Raw genomic sequence first — 13,728 nt, 5'->3', positions numbered from 1 at the left:
GGACTTGGGCGCCTCGCCGCGGCCCAGTCGTAGACTGGCCGGGTGCCGAAGCTGCAGCTTGTCCAAGATCCGGCCGCCGACGCGCTGCTGGAATCGAATCCATTCGCACTGCTAGTGGGGATGCTGCTCGACCAGCAGGTTCCGATGGAAACGGCCTTTGCCGGCCCCAAGAAGATCGCCGATCGGATGGGTGGTCTGGATGCCGGCGACATCGCCGACTACGACCCGGACAAGTTCGCCGCATTGTGTTCGGAAAAGCCTGCAATACATCGCTTTCCGGGATCGATGGCCAAACGCGTCCAGACGCTGGCCCAGATCGTGGTGGACCGCTACGGCGGGGATGCGGCCGCGATATGGACCGCCGGTGAGCCCGATGGCAAAGAATTGCTGGGCAGGCTCAAGGGGCTACCCGGGTTCGGTGAACAAAAGGCGCGGATCTTTCTGGCGTTACTGGGCAAGCAGTACGGCGTGACGCCCGAGGGCTGGCAGGCGGCGGCCGGTGACTACGGCCAGCCCGGCACCCACATGTCGGTGGCCGACGTTGTCGACGCCCGTTCGCTTGGTCAGGTGCGATCGCACAAGAAACAGATGAAGGCAGCGGCCAAGGCGGCAAAGCAGTAGGTAGTAGGAGGGAAGGGCGACAACGTGAAGACACACATAACGTGTCCGTGCGGCGAAGCCATCGTCGGAAAGGACGAGGACGAGTTGGTCGAGCTCACGCAGGCCCACCTCGCCAGCGTTCACCCGGGTCTCGAATACGACCGAGACGCGATCCTGTTCATGGCGTACTGAGGCTCGCGTCTCGGCCGACTCAACGGTGGTGCTAGGGCACCACCGTTGAGCCGATGGTGGGCATGAACTGGCATTGCCGTTCTTTGGTGGTGACCTGCCCGAAGATCGTCGACATGATGCTGCCCGAACCGGTGTCGGCAATCCCGGTCAACGTTGTGGGCCCCTCCGGATTGATGTCGGAGCGCGGCTTGAGCGTCACGCTTCCGGATTTGCCGGTGGTCAGGTTCACCCAGGTGACGTTCAACGGCAGCCGCTGCACCTCGGCGGGGCCGGGGGTGCCGACCGCGGTGAACACATAGGCGGTCTGGCCGGGCCCGGGGCCGGGCGTCGGGATGGTGGCCGGGCCCGCAACCGAGAGGGCGGTGGCGATGATGTTGCTGCCGTCCGCCAGGCAGTTCGTGCCGATCGAGGGGTACATGAAGTCCTGCGTGGGCGGGGCGTCAGGGCCAAAGCCCGGTGCCGCGGCCGGTGCCGGCGCGGGTGCGGCCGCTTCGGGTGCGGGAGCGGCGGCGGGGGCAGGAGCCGGAACGGGCGCAGGTGCGGCCACGGGTGCGGCCACGGGTGCGGCCGGCGGTGCGGCGGGGGCAGGTGCCGGCGCTGGTGCGGCCGCGGCCGGTGCTGGTGCGGGTGCCGCGGGTGCTGGTCCCGGTGCCGCCGCGGGTGCTGGCGCGGTGCCAGGCGCCGACGCGGGAGCTGCCGCCGCCGGTGCCGGCGCGGACGCGGGCGGTGCGCCGGCCGGCGCCGCTACCGGTGCTGGACCCGCTGCATGCGCGGGATCGATACCCGCGGGCAGATGTGCGAGTGTCCCAGGCTCGGCGCCCGGGGCCGGCACATGCGGCACCGGGGCACTGGCCGGCGGGGCGACCTCAACCGGGGCGGCGGCCGGAGCCGGCACGCCTAGCGGAGGTGATCCGGGGGCCGGGTTCACCGGCTCCTGGACGAACTGGTTGACCGAAGACGCGACGTTGCGGGATTCGGTCGGCGCCGCCGGGTTGTGCGCAAATGCCTGCGCAGCTGCCATCAGCAACTGCGTCGCCTGCTCGGGATTGCCGGCCGCTTGCTGGATTATCGGACTCAGTTGAGCCAACGCCGGCAGACCCGGTAGCTGTGGGTTGGGGTTGGGCTGCGGCGCCGCCGGGTCGGCTGCCGCGCCCGGGCAAAGCCCGAACGCGGCAGCCGAGGTGACGACGACGGCGGCCAAACCTTTGGACAGACTCCAAGTGCTTGCCACGTAATTTCTCCCGGTCCTAGATGATGGTTTTAGCCGTCGGACGAGACGCTCAGGGCAGGGCCGCGAGCAACGTCTGGGGCTGGTTTGCAGGTGCGGCCGGCGCAGCGCCGGGGGCCGGGAGTCCCGGAATGGCGCCCCCGGTCAGCCCCGGCAGAGCGGCCTGAGCCAGACCGGGAATTGCCGACGCCAACCCCGGAAGTGCGGCCGCTGGTGCCGCCGGAGCGGCGGGTGCCGGTGCGGTGAGCCCCGGGATCGGGGCGTTCACCCCGGGGATGGACGGCGTTACCGCCGTCGCGGGGGACGGCGCAACCGGCGCGGCCGGCGCGGTAATCCCCGGAATCGGGGTGTTCACGCCGGGAATCGCCGGGGTGACCGCCGGGGCGGTCGCCGGGGCGGCCGGGGCCAGCCCGGGCAGCACCGAGCCGAGGCCGGGTGCTGCGGGCACCGGCTGCGGAGCCTGCGGGGCGCCGAGCAACGGCGTGGTGCCCAGGGCCGTCGCCAGGTTCTGCAGGATTTGGGGCGCATTAGCGGCCGAGCTGATCAGCTGCTGCGGGATGTTGGGAGCAGGAGCCGGCGCCGGCGCCGGGTCTGCATGGGCGATTCCGCCCGTCAGTAGTGCAGCGGACGAACCGACCAAGACGGCGGCGGCGCGTACGTACGTCCAGATGGTTGGCATGACTCTCCCTGGTTATTAGTGACAGGTCCCGGGTGATGGTTGGTAGTGACAGGTCCCGGTTGCCGAAGCTATCGCGGTACGGATGTGACTCAAGTGACACGTGTGGCATTTATTTGATCGTTATGGATACGAGCGATAGCGGTGACCGGTCACCTGGGGAATTGGGTCGGCACTAGAGTCGGTCGCATCGACACGACCTCGGCCGCCCCGGCGGCAAGCACCACTCGGCACAAGGCGGTATCGCCGAAGGTCTGGGGGCGCCGTGGCGCGCCGTTGCTGCTGGTGTTCAGCGTCGCTGCGCGACTCGCCTGGACCTACCTGGCGTCCAACGGAGCGAACTTTGTCGATCTGCATGTCTACGTCGGCGGAGCGGCGGCCCTTGACCACCCGGGCAGCCTGTACAGCTACGTTTACGCAGATCAGACGCCGGACTTTCCGCTGCCCTTCACGTATCCGCCGTTTGCGGCGGTCGTCTTTTACCCGCTGCACCTGCTGCCTTTCGGGCTGGTCGCATTCCTGTGGCAGCTCGCGACCATCGCCGCGTTGTACGGCGCGGTCCGGATCAGCCAGCGTCTGATCGGCGTGCCGGCCGAGCGCGGTCACCGCGCCGCGATGGTGGGGACGGCGGTCGCCATCTGGATCGAGCCGCTGCGCAGCACCTTCGACTACGGGCAGATCAACGTCCTGCTGATGCTTGCGGCGCTGTGGGCGGTTTACACCACGCGATGGTGGTTATCGGGCCTGTTGGTTGGCGTGGCGGCGGGCATCAAACTGACGCCGGCGATCACCGCCGTCTATCTGGCCGGCGTCCGGCGCTGGCGTGCCGCGGTGTGTTCGGCGGTCGTGTTCCTTGTCTCCGTCGGTGTGTCGTTGCTGATCGTGGGTGATCAGGCTCGCTACTACTTCACCGATCTGCTGGGCGACGCGCACCGGGTCGGGCCCATTGCGACGTCGTTCAATCAGTCCTGGCGCGGCGCAATCTCGCGAATCCTCGGCCATGACGCGGGCTTTGGCCCGCTGGTGTTGGCCGCCATCGCTGTCACGGCGGTGCTGGCGGTCCTGGCCTGGCGAGCGCTCGAGCCCGCCGATCACCTGGGCAAGCTACTGGTGGTCGAACTCTTTGGTTTGCTGCTCTCGCCGATCTCGTGGACCCACCATTGGGTGTGGTTGGTGCCGTTGATGATCTGGCTTCTCAGCGGCCCGCTGCGCGATCGCCTCGGCGCGCGGATCCTGGGTTGGGGTTGGCTGGCGCTCACCGTCATCGGCGTGCCGTGGTTGCTGAGTTTCGCCCAGCCGACCATCTGGCAGATCGGCCGACCCTGGTACCTGGCGTGGGCCGGACTGGTCTATGTGGCGGCAACGCTGGCGACCCTCGGCTGGATTGCGACGACGCGTCAGCGGGCGCGCTAGTCCCGGTCGCGCGGCGAGGCGCTGGTCAGTCGCCGACGATGCCGTTGATGTCGCGGGCCATGTCGATGTCGTTTTGCGTGATGCCGCCCGCCGAGTGCGTAACGAGTGCGAAAGTAACCGTCCGCCAACGGATGTCGATGTCCGGGTGATGGTCCTTGCTTTCCGCGTGCTCGGCTACCCGGCGCACGGCATCGATCCCATCGAGAAAAGATGCAAACTTGATGGATCGGCGCAGCGCTCCATCGGCCCGTTGCCAGCCGTTGAGGCCGGGCAGTTCGGCGTCTACTTGCTCATCCGTTAACACAGCCATGTGGCCAACGGTACGCCGTGGGTTCATGGGTGTTGCCTAGCCCATCCGGGTTCTGCGGCATCGGGATCGGTGTGGCAGTTCGTCGTTGCGCGCCATCATGTTTCGCTTGCCCGAAGCCGGCTTGGCGCGCAGTCAAGGCTGCGGTGGCGCAGGGCTGGGGGTGTTGGGGCAACACGGCTTCGGTCGGATCGCAGTCCGCCGGATCTGGGATGTGGCGCTGCCGGGTCGACTCGGCGAGATACCGTCACTGGCGATGCCGAATCAGCCGAATCAGATCGTCGTTGCCGGAGCCATCATCTGCGGCGCCACCGTATTGGTGGCGCAGCGGGTCCGGCCGCCGGAGCTGGCCGGTCGATGGGAGCTTCCCGGCGGAAAGGTTGCTGGCGGCGAGACCGAGCCTGCCGCGCTGGCTCGCGAGCTGGTCGAAGAACTCGGACTCGGCGTCGACGATGTCGCGGTCGGCGAGCGGTTGGGGGCCGACGTTGTGCTGGATGAAAAGACCGTATTGCGGGCATACCGGGTGCGGTTGCTGCGCGGGCACCCATGCGCGCGCGATCACCGTGCGCTGCGCTGGGTGACGGCCGATCAACTAGACGATGTCGACTGGGTACCGGCCGATCGGTGCTGGCTTGCCGACCTGGACCGGGCGCTGCGGCCAGCCCCGCCGACGGGTTGACCGGCCGCCTGCCACGCCCTGATCGGGATGGTGTTGCTCACGCTGTGACCCGTAGCCGGTCGATGCCCGATGTGGCCGCGCGAAGTGGTTCGGTGGCGCTACGACGCGGGTGGTAGGCCCTTTTTGGCCGATTCCCGGGGCTCACCGGGGGCGACACGCCGAGCGCGACAGCCCGAACCGGGGGCTCGGTCGACGGGTCGACTCACCGGCCCAGTTCGCCTTCCGCTGCCTGCGCTGCCACAATCACCGACGTGCTATTCCGCAATGTCGCCATCGTCGCTCACGTCGACCACGGCAAAACCACCCTGGTTGACGCGATGTTGCGGCAATCCGGTGCCCTCACCGAACGCGGTGAAGTCCAGGAACGCGTCATGGACAGCGGTGACCTGGAAAGGGAAAAGGGCATCACCATCCTGGCCAAGAACACCGCCGTGCACCGACACCACCCGGATGGAACGGTGACGGTGATCAACGTCATCGACACCCCGGGCCACGCCGACTTCGGCGGCGAGGTCGAGCGCGGGTTGTCCATGGTGGACGGGGTGCTGCTGCTGGTCGACGCGTCCGAGGGCCCGCTGCCACAGACCCGGTTCGTGCTGCGCAAGGCGCTGAGCGCGCATCTGCCGGTGATCCTGGTGGTCAACAAGACCGACCGGCCTGATGCCCGCATCAAAGAGGTGGTCGAGGCCAGCCACGACCTGCTGCTCGATGTCGCGTCCGATCTCGATGACGAGGCTGCCGCGGCGGCTGAGCATGCGCTGGGGCTGCCGACGCTGTACGCATCGGGGCGCGCGGGCATCGCGAGCACCGTCGAGCCGGCCGATGGTCAGGCGCCCGAGGGCACCAACCTGGATCCGTTGTTCGACGTCCTGCTCGAGCACGTTCCGCCGCCGCAAGGCGACCCCGAGGCTCCGCTGCAGGCCCTCGTCACCAACCTGGACGCGTCGGCCTTCCTCGGCCGGCTCGCCCTGGTCCGCATCTACAACGGCAAGCTGCGCAAGGGCCAGCAGGTGGCTTGGCTACGCGAGGTGGACGGGGTGCCCGTGATCACGAGCGCCAAGATCACCGAATTGCTGGCCACCGAGGGTGTCGAGCGCAGCACCACCGACGAGGCGGTCGCCGGGGACATCGTCGCTGTGGCGGGGTTGCCGGAGATCATGATCGGTGACACGCTGGCCGACCCGGACCATGCGCATGCCCTGCCGCGCATCACCGTCGACGAACCGGCGATCTCGGTGACGGTCGGCACCAATACCTCGCCGCTGGCCGGGAAGGTCTCCGGGCACAAGCTGACGGCCCGCATGGTCCGAGGTCGCCTGGACACCGAACTGATCGGTAACGTCTCGATCCGGGTCGTCGACGTCGGGCGCCCGGATGCCTGGGAAGTGCAGGGGCGCGGTGAACTTGCATTGGCCGTGCTGGTCGAGACGATGCGCCGGGAGGGCTTCGAACTCACGGTAGGCAAGCCGCAGGTGGTCACCAAGACGATCGACGGCAAGCTGCACGAGCCCTTCGAGGCGATGACCATCGACTGTCCGGACGAATTCGTCGGAGCCATCACCCAGCTGATGGCCGGGCGCAAGGGCCGCATGGAAGAGATGACGAATCATGCCGCCGGTTGGGTCCGGATGGACTTCATCGTGCCCAGCCGCGGGCTGATCGGCTTTCGCACCGACTTCCTCACCCTGACGCGGGGGACCGGCATCGCCAACGCCGTGTTCGACGGTTACCGGCCGTGGGCGGGGGAGATCCGGGCCCGGCACACCGGGTCGCTGGTGTCGGATCGCTCCGGGGTCATCACCCCCTTCGCGCTGCTCCAGCTTGCCGATCGAGGTCAGTTCTTCGTCGAGCCCGGCGAGGACACCTACGAGGGCATGGTCGTCGGCATCAACCCGCGGGCCGAGGACCTCGACATCAACGTCACCCGCGAGAAGAAGCTGACCAACATGCGGTCATCGACCGCGGACGTGATAGAGACGCTGGCCAAGCCGCTCGAGCTCGACCTGGAGCGGGCCATGGAGTTCTGCGCGCCCGACGAATGCGTCGAGGTGACACCGGAGGCCATCCGGGTTCGCAAGGTCGAGCTGGACGCCACCTCGCGGGCTCGCAGCCGGTCCCGGGCCAAGGCCCGAGGTTAGCTTGGGGGCGCCCCGCGAACGCGAGCGTGACGCCAGTGCGAAATCCGGTTCGGTTTTTCGCAGCTGCATCACGCGCGAGGACCGCCTCGATACCCTGGTGGGTGTGTTCAGCCCAGTACGCCGCGTTTGCCTGACGGTCGGCGTGCTGATCACAGCGCTAGGTGTGGCGCTGTCTGGTTGTACGGTGAGTCCGCCTCCGGCGCCGCAGAGCACCGACACGACCCACAACACCCCACCGCCGCCGCCGCATCCGACCCAGATCATCATGGGCATCGACTCGATCGGCGCGGGGTTCAACCCGCACCTGCTGTCCGATCTGTCGCCGGTGAACGCGGCGATCAGCGCGCTGGTGCTGCCCAGTGCGTTCCGGCCGGTGCCGGATCCGAACTCGCCGACCGGCTCGCGCTGGGATATGGATCCCACCTTGCTGGTGTCCGCGGAGGTGACCGGCCAATCGCCCTTCACGGTCACCTACAAGATCCGTCCGGAAGCGCAATGGACTGACAACGCGCCGATCGCTGCCGACGACTTCTGGTACTTGTGGCGGCAGATGGTCAGCCAGCCTGGTGTCGTTGATCCGGCCGGCTACGACCTGATCACCGCCGTCCAATCACTGGAGGGGGGCAAGCAGGCCGTCGTCACCTTCGCGCAGCCCTACCCGGCCTGGCGAGAGCTGTTTGACAACCTGCTGCCAGCGCACATCGTCAAGGACGTTCCGGGCGGTTTCGCCGCGGGGCTGGCGCGCACCTTGCCCGTCACGGGCGGGCAGTTCCGGGTGGAAAACATCGACCCGCAGCGCGACGAGATCTTGATCGCCCGTAACGACCGCTATTGGGGGCCTCCGGCCAAACCTTCCCTGATCCTGTTTCGCCGTGCCGGGGCGCCTGCGGCGCTGGCCGACTCGGTGCGCAACGGGGACACGCAGGTGGCCCAAGTTCACGGTGGGTCGGCCGCGTTCGCCCAGTTGTCGGCCATTCCCGACGTGCGGACCGCCCGGATCGTGACCCCGCGGGTCATGCAGCTCACGCTCCGGGCAAATCAGCCCAAGCTGGCCGAAGCGCAGGTGCGCAAGGCGATTTTGGGTTTGCTCGATGTTGACCTGCTCGCCGCTGTGGGGGCTGGCAGCGACAACACCGTCACCTTGGACCAGGCCCAGATCCGTTCACCGAGTGACCCGGGCTATGTACCGACCGCACCGCCGGCGCTGAGTACCTCCGCAGCATTGGCGCTTCTTGAAGGAGCCGGCTACCAGATCGAGAGCAACACCTCGGTTTCGCCGGCGCCGCCGGGGCCGGGCTCCACCACCACGCCGGTCAGCACGGGGCCGCCGGAAGTCATCCGCGGCGGCATCAGCAAGGACGGCAGACAGCTGACGCTGGTCATCGGGGTGGCTGCCAACGACCCGACGTCCGTGGCGGTCGCCAACACGGCGGCCGACCAGTTGCGCAACGTGGGGATCGCCGCCTCCGTACTGGCGTTGGACCCGGTCACGCTCTACGGCGACGCCCTCAACGACAACCGGGTCGACGCGATCGTGGGCTGGCACCAGGCCGGCGGAAACCTCGCGACATTGCTGGCGTCGCGTTATGGCTGCCCGGCGTTGCAGACCACGGAGGTCTGGGAGCCGACGATACCGGCGAACACACCCGCAGCAACCACGGGTTCGATGCCGTCTGCGGTGCCCAGCGCCGTCACACCGGTGCCGCCCGCGCCCAGCGAGCCACCCGGCCCGAACGCACTGTTTCGGGCGCCGTCGAACCTCACCGGCATTTGCGACCCCAGCATCCAGTCGAACATCGATTCCGCACTCAACGGCACCAAGAACATCAACGACGTGATCACCGCGGTCGAGCCGCGGCTGTGGAACATGTGGACCGTGCTGCCGATCTTGCAGGACACCACCATCGTTGCGGTCGGCCCCAGCGTTCGGAATGTCAGCTTGTCTGGCTCGGTGCCGGTCGGCATCGTCGGTGACGCCGGCCAGTGGGTGAAGACCGGCCCCTAGCTTCCGCCGTTGCTCCCGTAAAGCTATGGGAAATGGCCATTTTCGCTTTCGTTCCGCGCTCTATTGGGCCAATCATCAACGGATTGTGCAGAAACCGCGCAGTCGCCGCCCACATCGCGATACGCTCCGCTCAGGGCTGCCCTGATCGGGCCGGGGATGGCCAGCAATCAAGCTAGCGAAGCCATTGAAGCCGTGGTGGGGAGGCCCGAAATGTCTTTTGTATTTGCGGAACCGCAGTATTTGAGTGCGGCAGCAACCGATTTGGCAAGTATTGGCTCGACGATAAACACGGCCGGCAGCGCCGCAGCGTTGGCTACCACCGGTGTGATCCCGGCAGGTCTCGATGAGGTGTCGGCGGGCATCGCGGCCTTGTTCGGTGCACACGGCCAGGCTTATCAGGAGCTCAGCGCCCGGGCGGCGCTGTTTCACGATGAGTTTGTCCGAGTGCTCAGTGCCGGCGCGGACGCCTATGCGAGCAGCGAAGTCGCCAATGCGCAAGCGGTGCTCGCGGCCGGGCCGGGCGGGCTCTTTGAACAGGTTGGCCGGGTGCAGGCTGGCTTCACCGCCAACCTGGTCAGCGGCGAACTCGCGTTCAACCAGGCGCTGGTCGCCAACGAGGCGGCCGTGATTGAGGCGGTTGGCGGCGCCAACAGCTTGGTCGGAGGGGTGATCTACGGCGGCTTCAACGCCACCAACTTGGTGGTGGGGACGGGCCAACAATTCGTGAACACCCTTGTGGGGGCCCAGATTCCGGCGAGTCTGAGCACCAGCTTGCTGCTCGGTGGACAGGTGCCCGGTGCTCAGATCGGTGCCGGCCTTTCTGGAGTGGTGCAGACCGGCCAGTCGTTGGCCGGCAGCTTCAACGCTGCGCTTTCGGGCATGGGAACCCAACTGAGCGCCGCTCTGAGCGGGAGCCTCAGTGCTGGGCTCCCGGATCTGTCGAGCCTGGGTGCCCAGCTCGGCGCTGGGCTGTCGGGCGACTTGAGCGCAGGATTGCCCAGCGTTTCCGGGCTGGTGCAGACGGGGCAGGTGCTGGCCGGCAGCATCAACGACGCCGTCAGTGGGCTGGGTTCTCAGGTGGCCGGTGTCCTGTCGGGCGCCGTCGGCGGTGAGCTTCCAGACTTGTCCGGCCTGGTGCAAGCCGGGGCGGTGCTGATGGGCGGCTTTGGCACTGCCCTTTCGGGTTTGGGCGCTCAATTGGGCGCGGCTCTGTCCGGGAGTTTGGGTACGGCAGTGCCCGGGCTCGCTGCGCTGATCCAGACCGGTGAGTCGCTGGCCGGCGGCTTCAACGCTGCGCTTGGCACGTTGGGCACCCAGGTGAGTGGGATGTTGTCGGGCGGCCTGGGTGGTGGGTTACCGGGGCTTGCCGCGCTGATCCAGACCGGTGAGTCGCTGGCGGGTGGTTTCGGCACCGGACTCACCGGGTTCATGGGTGGTGTTGACGTGCTGGGCAACTTGGGTGGTGAGCTGTCCGCTGTAGGCGCTCAGTTCAATGCCGCCGTCGCGGCGGGATTGACCGGTGACTTCTCCGGGTTCCCGGTACTGGTGGACACCGTGTCGGGCCTGCCCGGTGCGGTGCTCGCGCAACTGGGTCAAGCCCAAAACGGGGTATTGGCCGGTCTTGTCGACGTCCAGCTCGCGTTCAACCAGTCCTTGGTTGCCAATGAGGTTGCGCTGCAACAGGCCTTGTTCGGCACCGATGCGGCGCTCAACGGCGCGGTCAACCACGGGTTCAACGCGGTGAACCTACTGGTGGGTACGGGAGAGCAAGCCGTCAATGCCGTGCTGGGTGCCCCGACGCCGGCCAGCTTTACCGGCAGCCTGCTCGTCGGCGGCTCGCTCGAGGGCGACATACCGACCGGTGGCCTGCCTGGTGTGGCGCACCAGTTGCTGTTGCTCAACGCGGCTTTGGGAGGCCCAGCACTGGTCGATGCGTCGTGGTTGAGCCAGTTCGGCCAAGCCCAAGCGGCTTTCAATGCTGATGTGCTCAGCGGTCAACTGGCCTTCAACGGATCACTGGTCACCAATGAGATGGCTTTGCAGCAGGCGATTTTCGGCACCGACAGTGCCCTCAATGGTGCGGTGAACCACGCCTTCAACATGGTCAACTTCACTCTGGGTGCGGGACAGCAGACCGTCGACGCGCTCTTGGGCGTCCCGGTGCCCGCGGACTTTACCGGCAGCCTGCTGGCCAGTGGTTCGGCCGATGCCTTCGGTGGCGTGACGACCGGTGGCTTGCTCGGTGCGGTGGAGCAGAAATTTCTGATGGATGGGGCCTTCCTGAGCGTCTTCGGTGTTCCAATCCAGGCGACACTCGACGGCCGCCTGCCGGAGCTGATCGGTCAGCTGACCGGCTCCGCCTCGGGTGGTGTTGAGGTAGGGACCGAGGTCGGTGGTGAAATTCCTGAGTAGCTATCGCTAGGGGCGCGATCGTGGCGGCACTAACGCGGCACCAGCGTTGATGTGCGTCAGATTTGAATATTTCTGGATCAATTGGTGAAAACCCGGCATGTCTGCACCGGAGCGGGGCTAGGCTCTGTGCATTCGCACTAGCCGCACGACCGGGCTGTGCGCTCAGTGGTCGTGCGCTTGAACCGGTGGTGATGCACGATGTCGCTCTTGACAACCGCTCCGTAAGTACTGGCCTCGGCTGCAACAGATTTGGCGGGCATTGGTTCGACGATCAACGCGGCCGGCACAACGGCGGCGGTGGCGACGACGAGCGTGTTACCGGCGGCCGCCGACGAAGTGTCGACCGCAATCGCCGCGTTGTTCGATGCGCATGGCCAGGCCTATCAACGGCCCAGCGCGCAGCTTTCGGAGTTTCATGATCAGTTCGTCCGAACCTTGAACGCGGGTGCGCAAGCCTATGCCGGCGCGGAATCGGCCAATGCCTCGCCACTGCGGGTAGTGGCTGCAGCCGCGGCGTCCTCGAGCCCCTTGGAACAACTCGAGCAGCTGCAGATCAACTTCAACACGTTCCTGGTCAACAACGAGCTCGTATTCAACCGTGCGCTGGTGGCCAACGAGGTCGCGTTCGAGAAACTAATCTTTGGTACCGACAGTGCTCTCAATGGGGCACTCAACCGGGGCTTCAACGCGGGCAATCTGTTGTTGGGAACCGGCGAGCAAACCATCAACACCCTCCTGGGTGCTCCGGTGCCAACGAACTTCACCTCGAGTCTGCTGCTGGGCAGTTCGGCTCAGGTGTTCAACGACGGCCAGATCGGCGGCCTGCTCGGCGCCTTCGATCAGAGCCTGATGGTTCCCACCGACTTGGTTGGCATCTTCGCGGGCAGTGGGTCGCTGCTGCCGTCGGCGTCAAGTGTGTTCCCGGCCGCTGCACAGGCGCTGTCAGCAAGTCCGGTAGGTGATTTCATGGAGCAGCTGGAAGCGGCTCAGATTGGCTTCAACACCGCAATGGTGAACAATCAGCTCAGCTTCAACCACGCCCTGGTCGCCAACGAAGTGGCGTGGGAGCAGCGTGTCTTCGGTACCGATAGCGCCCTCAATGGTGCGCTCAACCGCGGCTTCAATGTCGCCAACCTGCTCATCGGAACGGGCGAGCAGGCCGCAAACACCCTCGTTGGTGCGCAGGTCCCGGCAAACTTCACCTCTAGCCTGCTGCTCGGCAGTTCCGCTCAGGTCTTCAATAGCGGCGAGATCGGCGGTCTGGTGGGCGCCTTCGACCAGAGCTTGGTGATGGGCGCCGACTTGGTCGGCTTGATCACTGGCGCATAGGTACAACGCCGCGGTTGTGTGCGTTCGTTCAGCTGTCCGACGGCGCGGGGCGCTTGGGGGGGATGACCGTGTCGACGATGAGTGCCAATTCACGCCGATTCGGCGGCGTCCCGGTGAGGATGAAGTGCTGGTTCATCAACGCGGGCCCGATGCGTGCGGTAAACGGGGTAACGGTGTCGGGATCCAGGTCACCTTCGCGGATGGCGGCCCGCAGAACCGAATCGATGATCTTGAGTCGGGGATGGACCACGGAGTTGGCGAAGATGGCACGCAGTTCGGGCTCGTGTATCAGCTGGCCGATGGCCACCAGGCCCGGGAACTCGGTCTTGCCGGCGAGGACATCGCGGTGTGCGGTGAAGACGGTCAGCAGGTTCTCTCGAGCTGACCGCCCGGGGCGCGGTTCCGGGGGTGGCGGCACGGCATATTGCAGCGCGGCCTGGACCAGGTCATGTTTGCTCGCCCAACGCCGATACAGCGCGGCCTTGCCGGTCTGGGCGCGCGCCGCGATGCCCTCCATGGTCAGCTTGCCGTAGCCGACTGCGATGAGCTCGGCCAGGGTGGCCGAATACAAGGCCCGTTCGAGCACCTCGCCGCGTCGCCGGCTCCGGTAGGGGGTTAGCATGGGTTCGGACAGCTGCGCCATCATTCAATAGTAGCCGTTAGCGTCTCTTATTTCTCGGAATCGAACGCAATTGCGTTGTTAACGCTTGTCACTGCAAATATTACAAGCAGCCCACCGATTTCTGGAC

Annotated in this window: 12 protein-coding genes; 8 read left to right on the top strand and 4 right to left on the bottom strand. The window is 66.7% G+C overall.

Annotated features, from left to right (window positions below; genetic code table 11):
- The first annotated feature begins 42 nt into the window (after nucleotides 1-42).
- Together CCUG20998_RS21335 and CCUG20998_RS21330 are read left to right on the top strand one after the other, a co-directional pair.
- Entirely contained in the window at nucleotides 43-621 is a 579-nt protein-coding gene (locus CCUG20998_RS21335; protein ID WP_012395862.1) for an HhH-GPD-type base excision DNA repair protein, read from the top strand.
- 24 nt (nucleotides 622-645) lie between these two features.
- Nucleotides 646-792: a hypothetical protein gene (locus CCUG20998_RS21330; protein WP_003875447.1), complete on the top strand. Its 147-nt coding sequence runs from the start codon at nucleotides 646-648 to the stop codon at nucleotides 790-792.
- Between the two features lie 31 nt (nucleotides 793-823).
- Here the strand turns inward: CCUG20998_RS21330 and CCUG20998_RS21325 are convergent, their stop codons facing one another.
- Together CCUG20998_RS21325 and CCUG20998_RS21320 are read right to left on the bottom strand one after the other, a co-directional pair.
- Complete coding sequence (locus tag CCUG20998_RS21325) at nucleotides 824-2,113, bottom strand: Rv1157c family protein (RefSeq protein WP_406682461.1); 1,290 nt, start codon at nucleotides 2,111-2,113, stop codon at nucleotides 824-826.
- Nucleotides 2,073-2,699, bottom strand: a complete 627-nt coding sequence (locus CCUG20998_RS21320) for a hypothetical protein (RefSeq protein ID WP_015356842.1) — start codon at nucleotides 2,697-2,699, stop codon at nucleotides 2,073-2,075. The genes CCUG20998_RS21325 and CCUG20998_RS21320 overlap by 41 nt, the downstream gene beginning before the upstream one ends.
- A 141-nt stretch (nucleotides 2,700-2,840) precedes the next feature.
- Between CCUG20998_RS21320 and CCUG20998_RS21315 the strand changes: the two genes are divergently transcribed.
- On the top strand, nucleotides 2,841-4,109 hold the full coding sequence (locus tag CCUG20998_RS21315) for a mannosyltransferase (RefSeq protein ID WP_020729872.1): 1,269 nt from the start codon (nucleotides 2,841-2,843) through the stop codon (nucleotides 4,107-4,109).
- Nucleotides 4,110-4,134: 25 nt separating this feature from the next.
- On the opposite strand, the gene CCUG20998_RS21310 is transcribed toward CCUG20998_RS21315, so the two are convergent.
- Nucleotides 4,135-4,419, bottom strand: a complete 285-nt coding sequence (locus CCUG20998_RS21310) for a 4a-hydroxytetrahydrobiopterin dehydratase (RefSeq protein WP_036456165.1) — start codon at nucleotides 4,417-4,419, stop codon at nucleotides 4,135-4,137.
- 253 nt (nucleotides 4,420-4,672) lie between these two features.
- Here CCUG20998_RS21310 and CCUG20998_RS21305 point away from each other — a divergent pair, with 253 nt between their 5' ends.
- The 5 genes from CCUG20998_RS21305 to CCUG20998_RS29100 all read left to right on the top strand — a co-directional run bounded on the left by CCUG20998_RS21305 (nucleotide 4,673) and on the right by CCUG20998_RS29100 (nucleotide 12,979).
- Nucleotides 4,673-5,095, top strand: coding sequence for a (deoxy)nucleoside triphosphate pyrophosphohydrolase (locus tag CCUG20998_RS21305; protein ID WP_050674699.1), 423 nt, complete (start codon nucleotides 4,673-4,675; stop codon nucleotides 5,093-5,095).
- A 251-nt stretch (nucleotides 5,096-5,346) separates the two neighbouring features.
- Complete coding sequence (gene typA / locus CCUG20998_RS21300; RefSeq protein ID WP_020729876.1) at nucleotides 5,347-7,233, top strand: translational GTPase TypA; 1,887 nt, start codon at nucleotides 5,347-5,349, stop codon at nucleotides 7,231-7,233.
- A 97-nt stretch (nucleotides 7,234-7,330) separates the two neighbouring features.
- Nucleotides 7,331-9,238 (top strand): ABC transporter family substrate-binding protein, encoded by a 1,908-nt coding sequence (locus CCUG20998_RS21295; RefSeq protein ID WP_081651080.1) that lies wholly within the window; start codon nucleotides 7,331-7,333, stop codon nucleotides 9,236-9,238.
- Nucleotides 9,239-9,448: 210 nt separating this feature from the next.
- On the top strand, nucleotides 9,449-11,650 hold the full coding sequence (locus CCUG20998_RS29105) for a PE family protein (RefSeq protein WP_020729878.1): 2,202 nt from the start codon (nucleotides 9,449-9,451) through the stop codon (nucleotides 11,648-11,650).
- A 228-nt stretch (nucleotides 11,651-11,878) separates the two neighbouring features.
- The gene (locus tag CCUG20998_RS29100) at nucleotides 11,879-12,979 is read left to right on the top strand and encodes a PE family protein (RefSeq protein ID WP_275540250.1); all 1,101 of its coding nucleotides are present in this window, start codon (nucleotides 11,879-11,881) and stop codon (nucleotides 12,977-12,979) included.
- Between the two features lie 28 nt (nucleotides 12,980-13,007).
- Here the strand turns inward: CCUG20998_RS29100 and CCUG20998_RS21280 are convergent, their stop codons facing one another.
- Nucleotides 13,008-13,622 (bottom strand): TetR/AcrR family transcriptional regulator, encoded by a 615-nt coding sequence (locus tag CCUG20998_RS21280; protein WP_036456167.1) that lies wholly within the window; start codon nucleotides 13,620-13,622, stop codon nucleotides 13,008-13,010.
- Nucleotides 13,623-13,728: the final 106 nt, after the last annotated feature.

This window comes from Mycobacterium marinum (assembly GCF_003391395.1).
Classification (GTDB): domain Bacteria; phylum Actinomycetota; class Actinomycetes; order Mycobacteriales; family Mycobacteriaceae; genus Mycobacterium; species Mycobacterium marinum.
The sequence above is the reverse complement of the archived record's forward strand: the minus strand, read 5'-3'. Positions and strand labels throughout refer to the sequence as shown.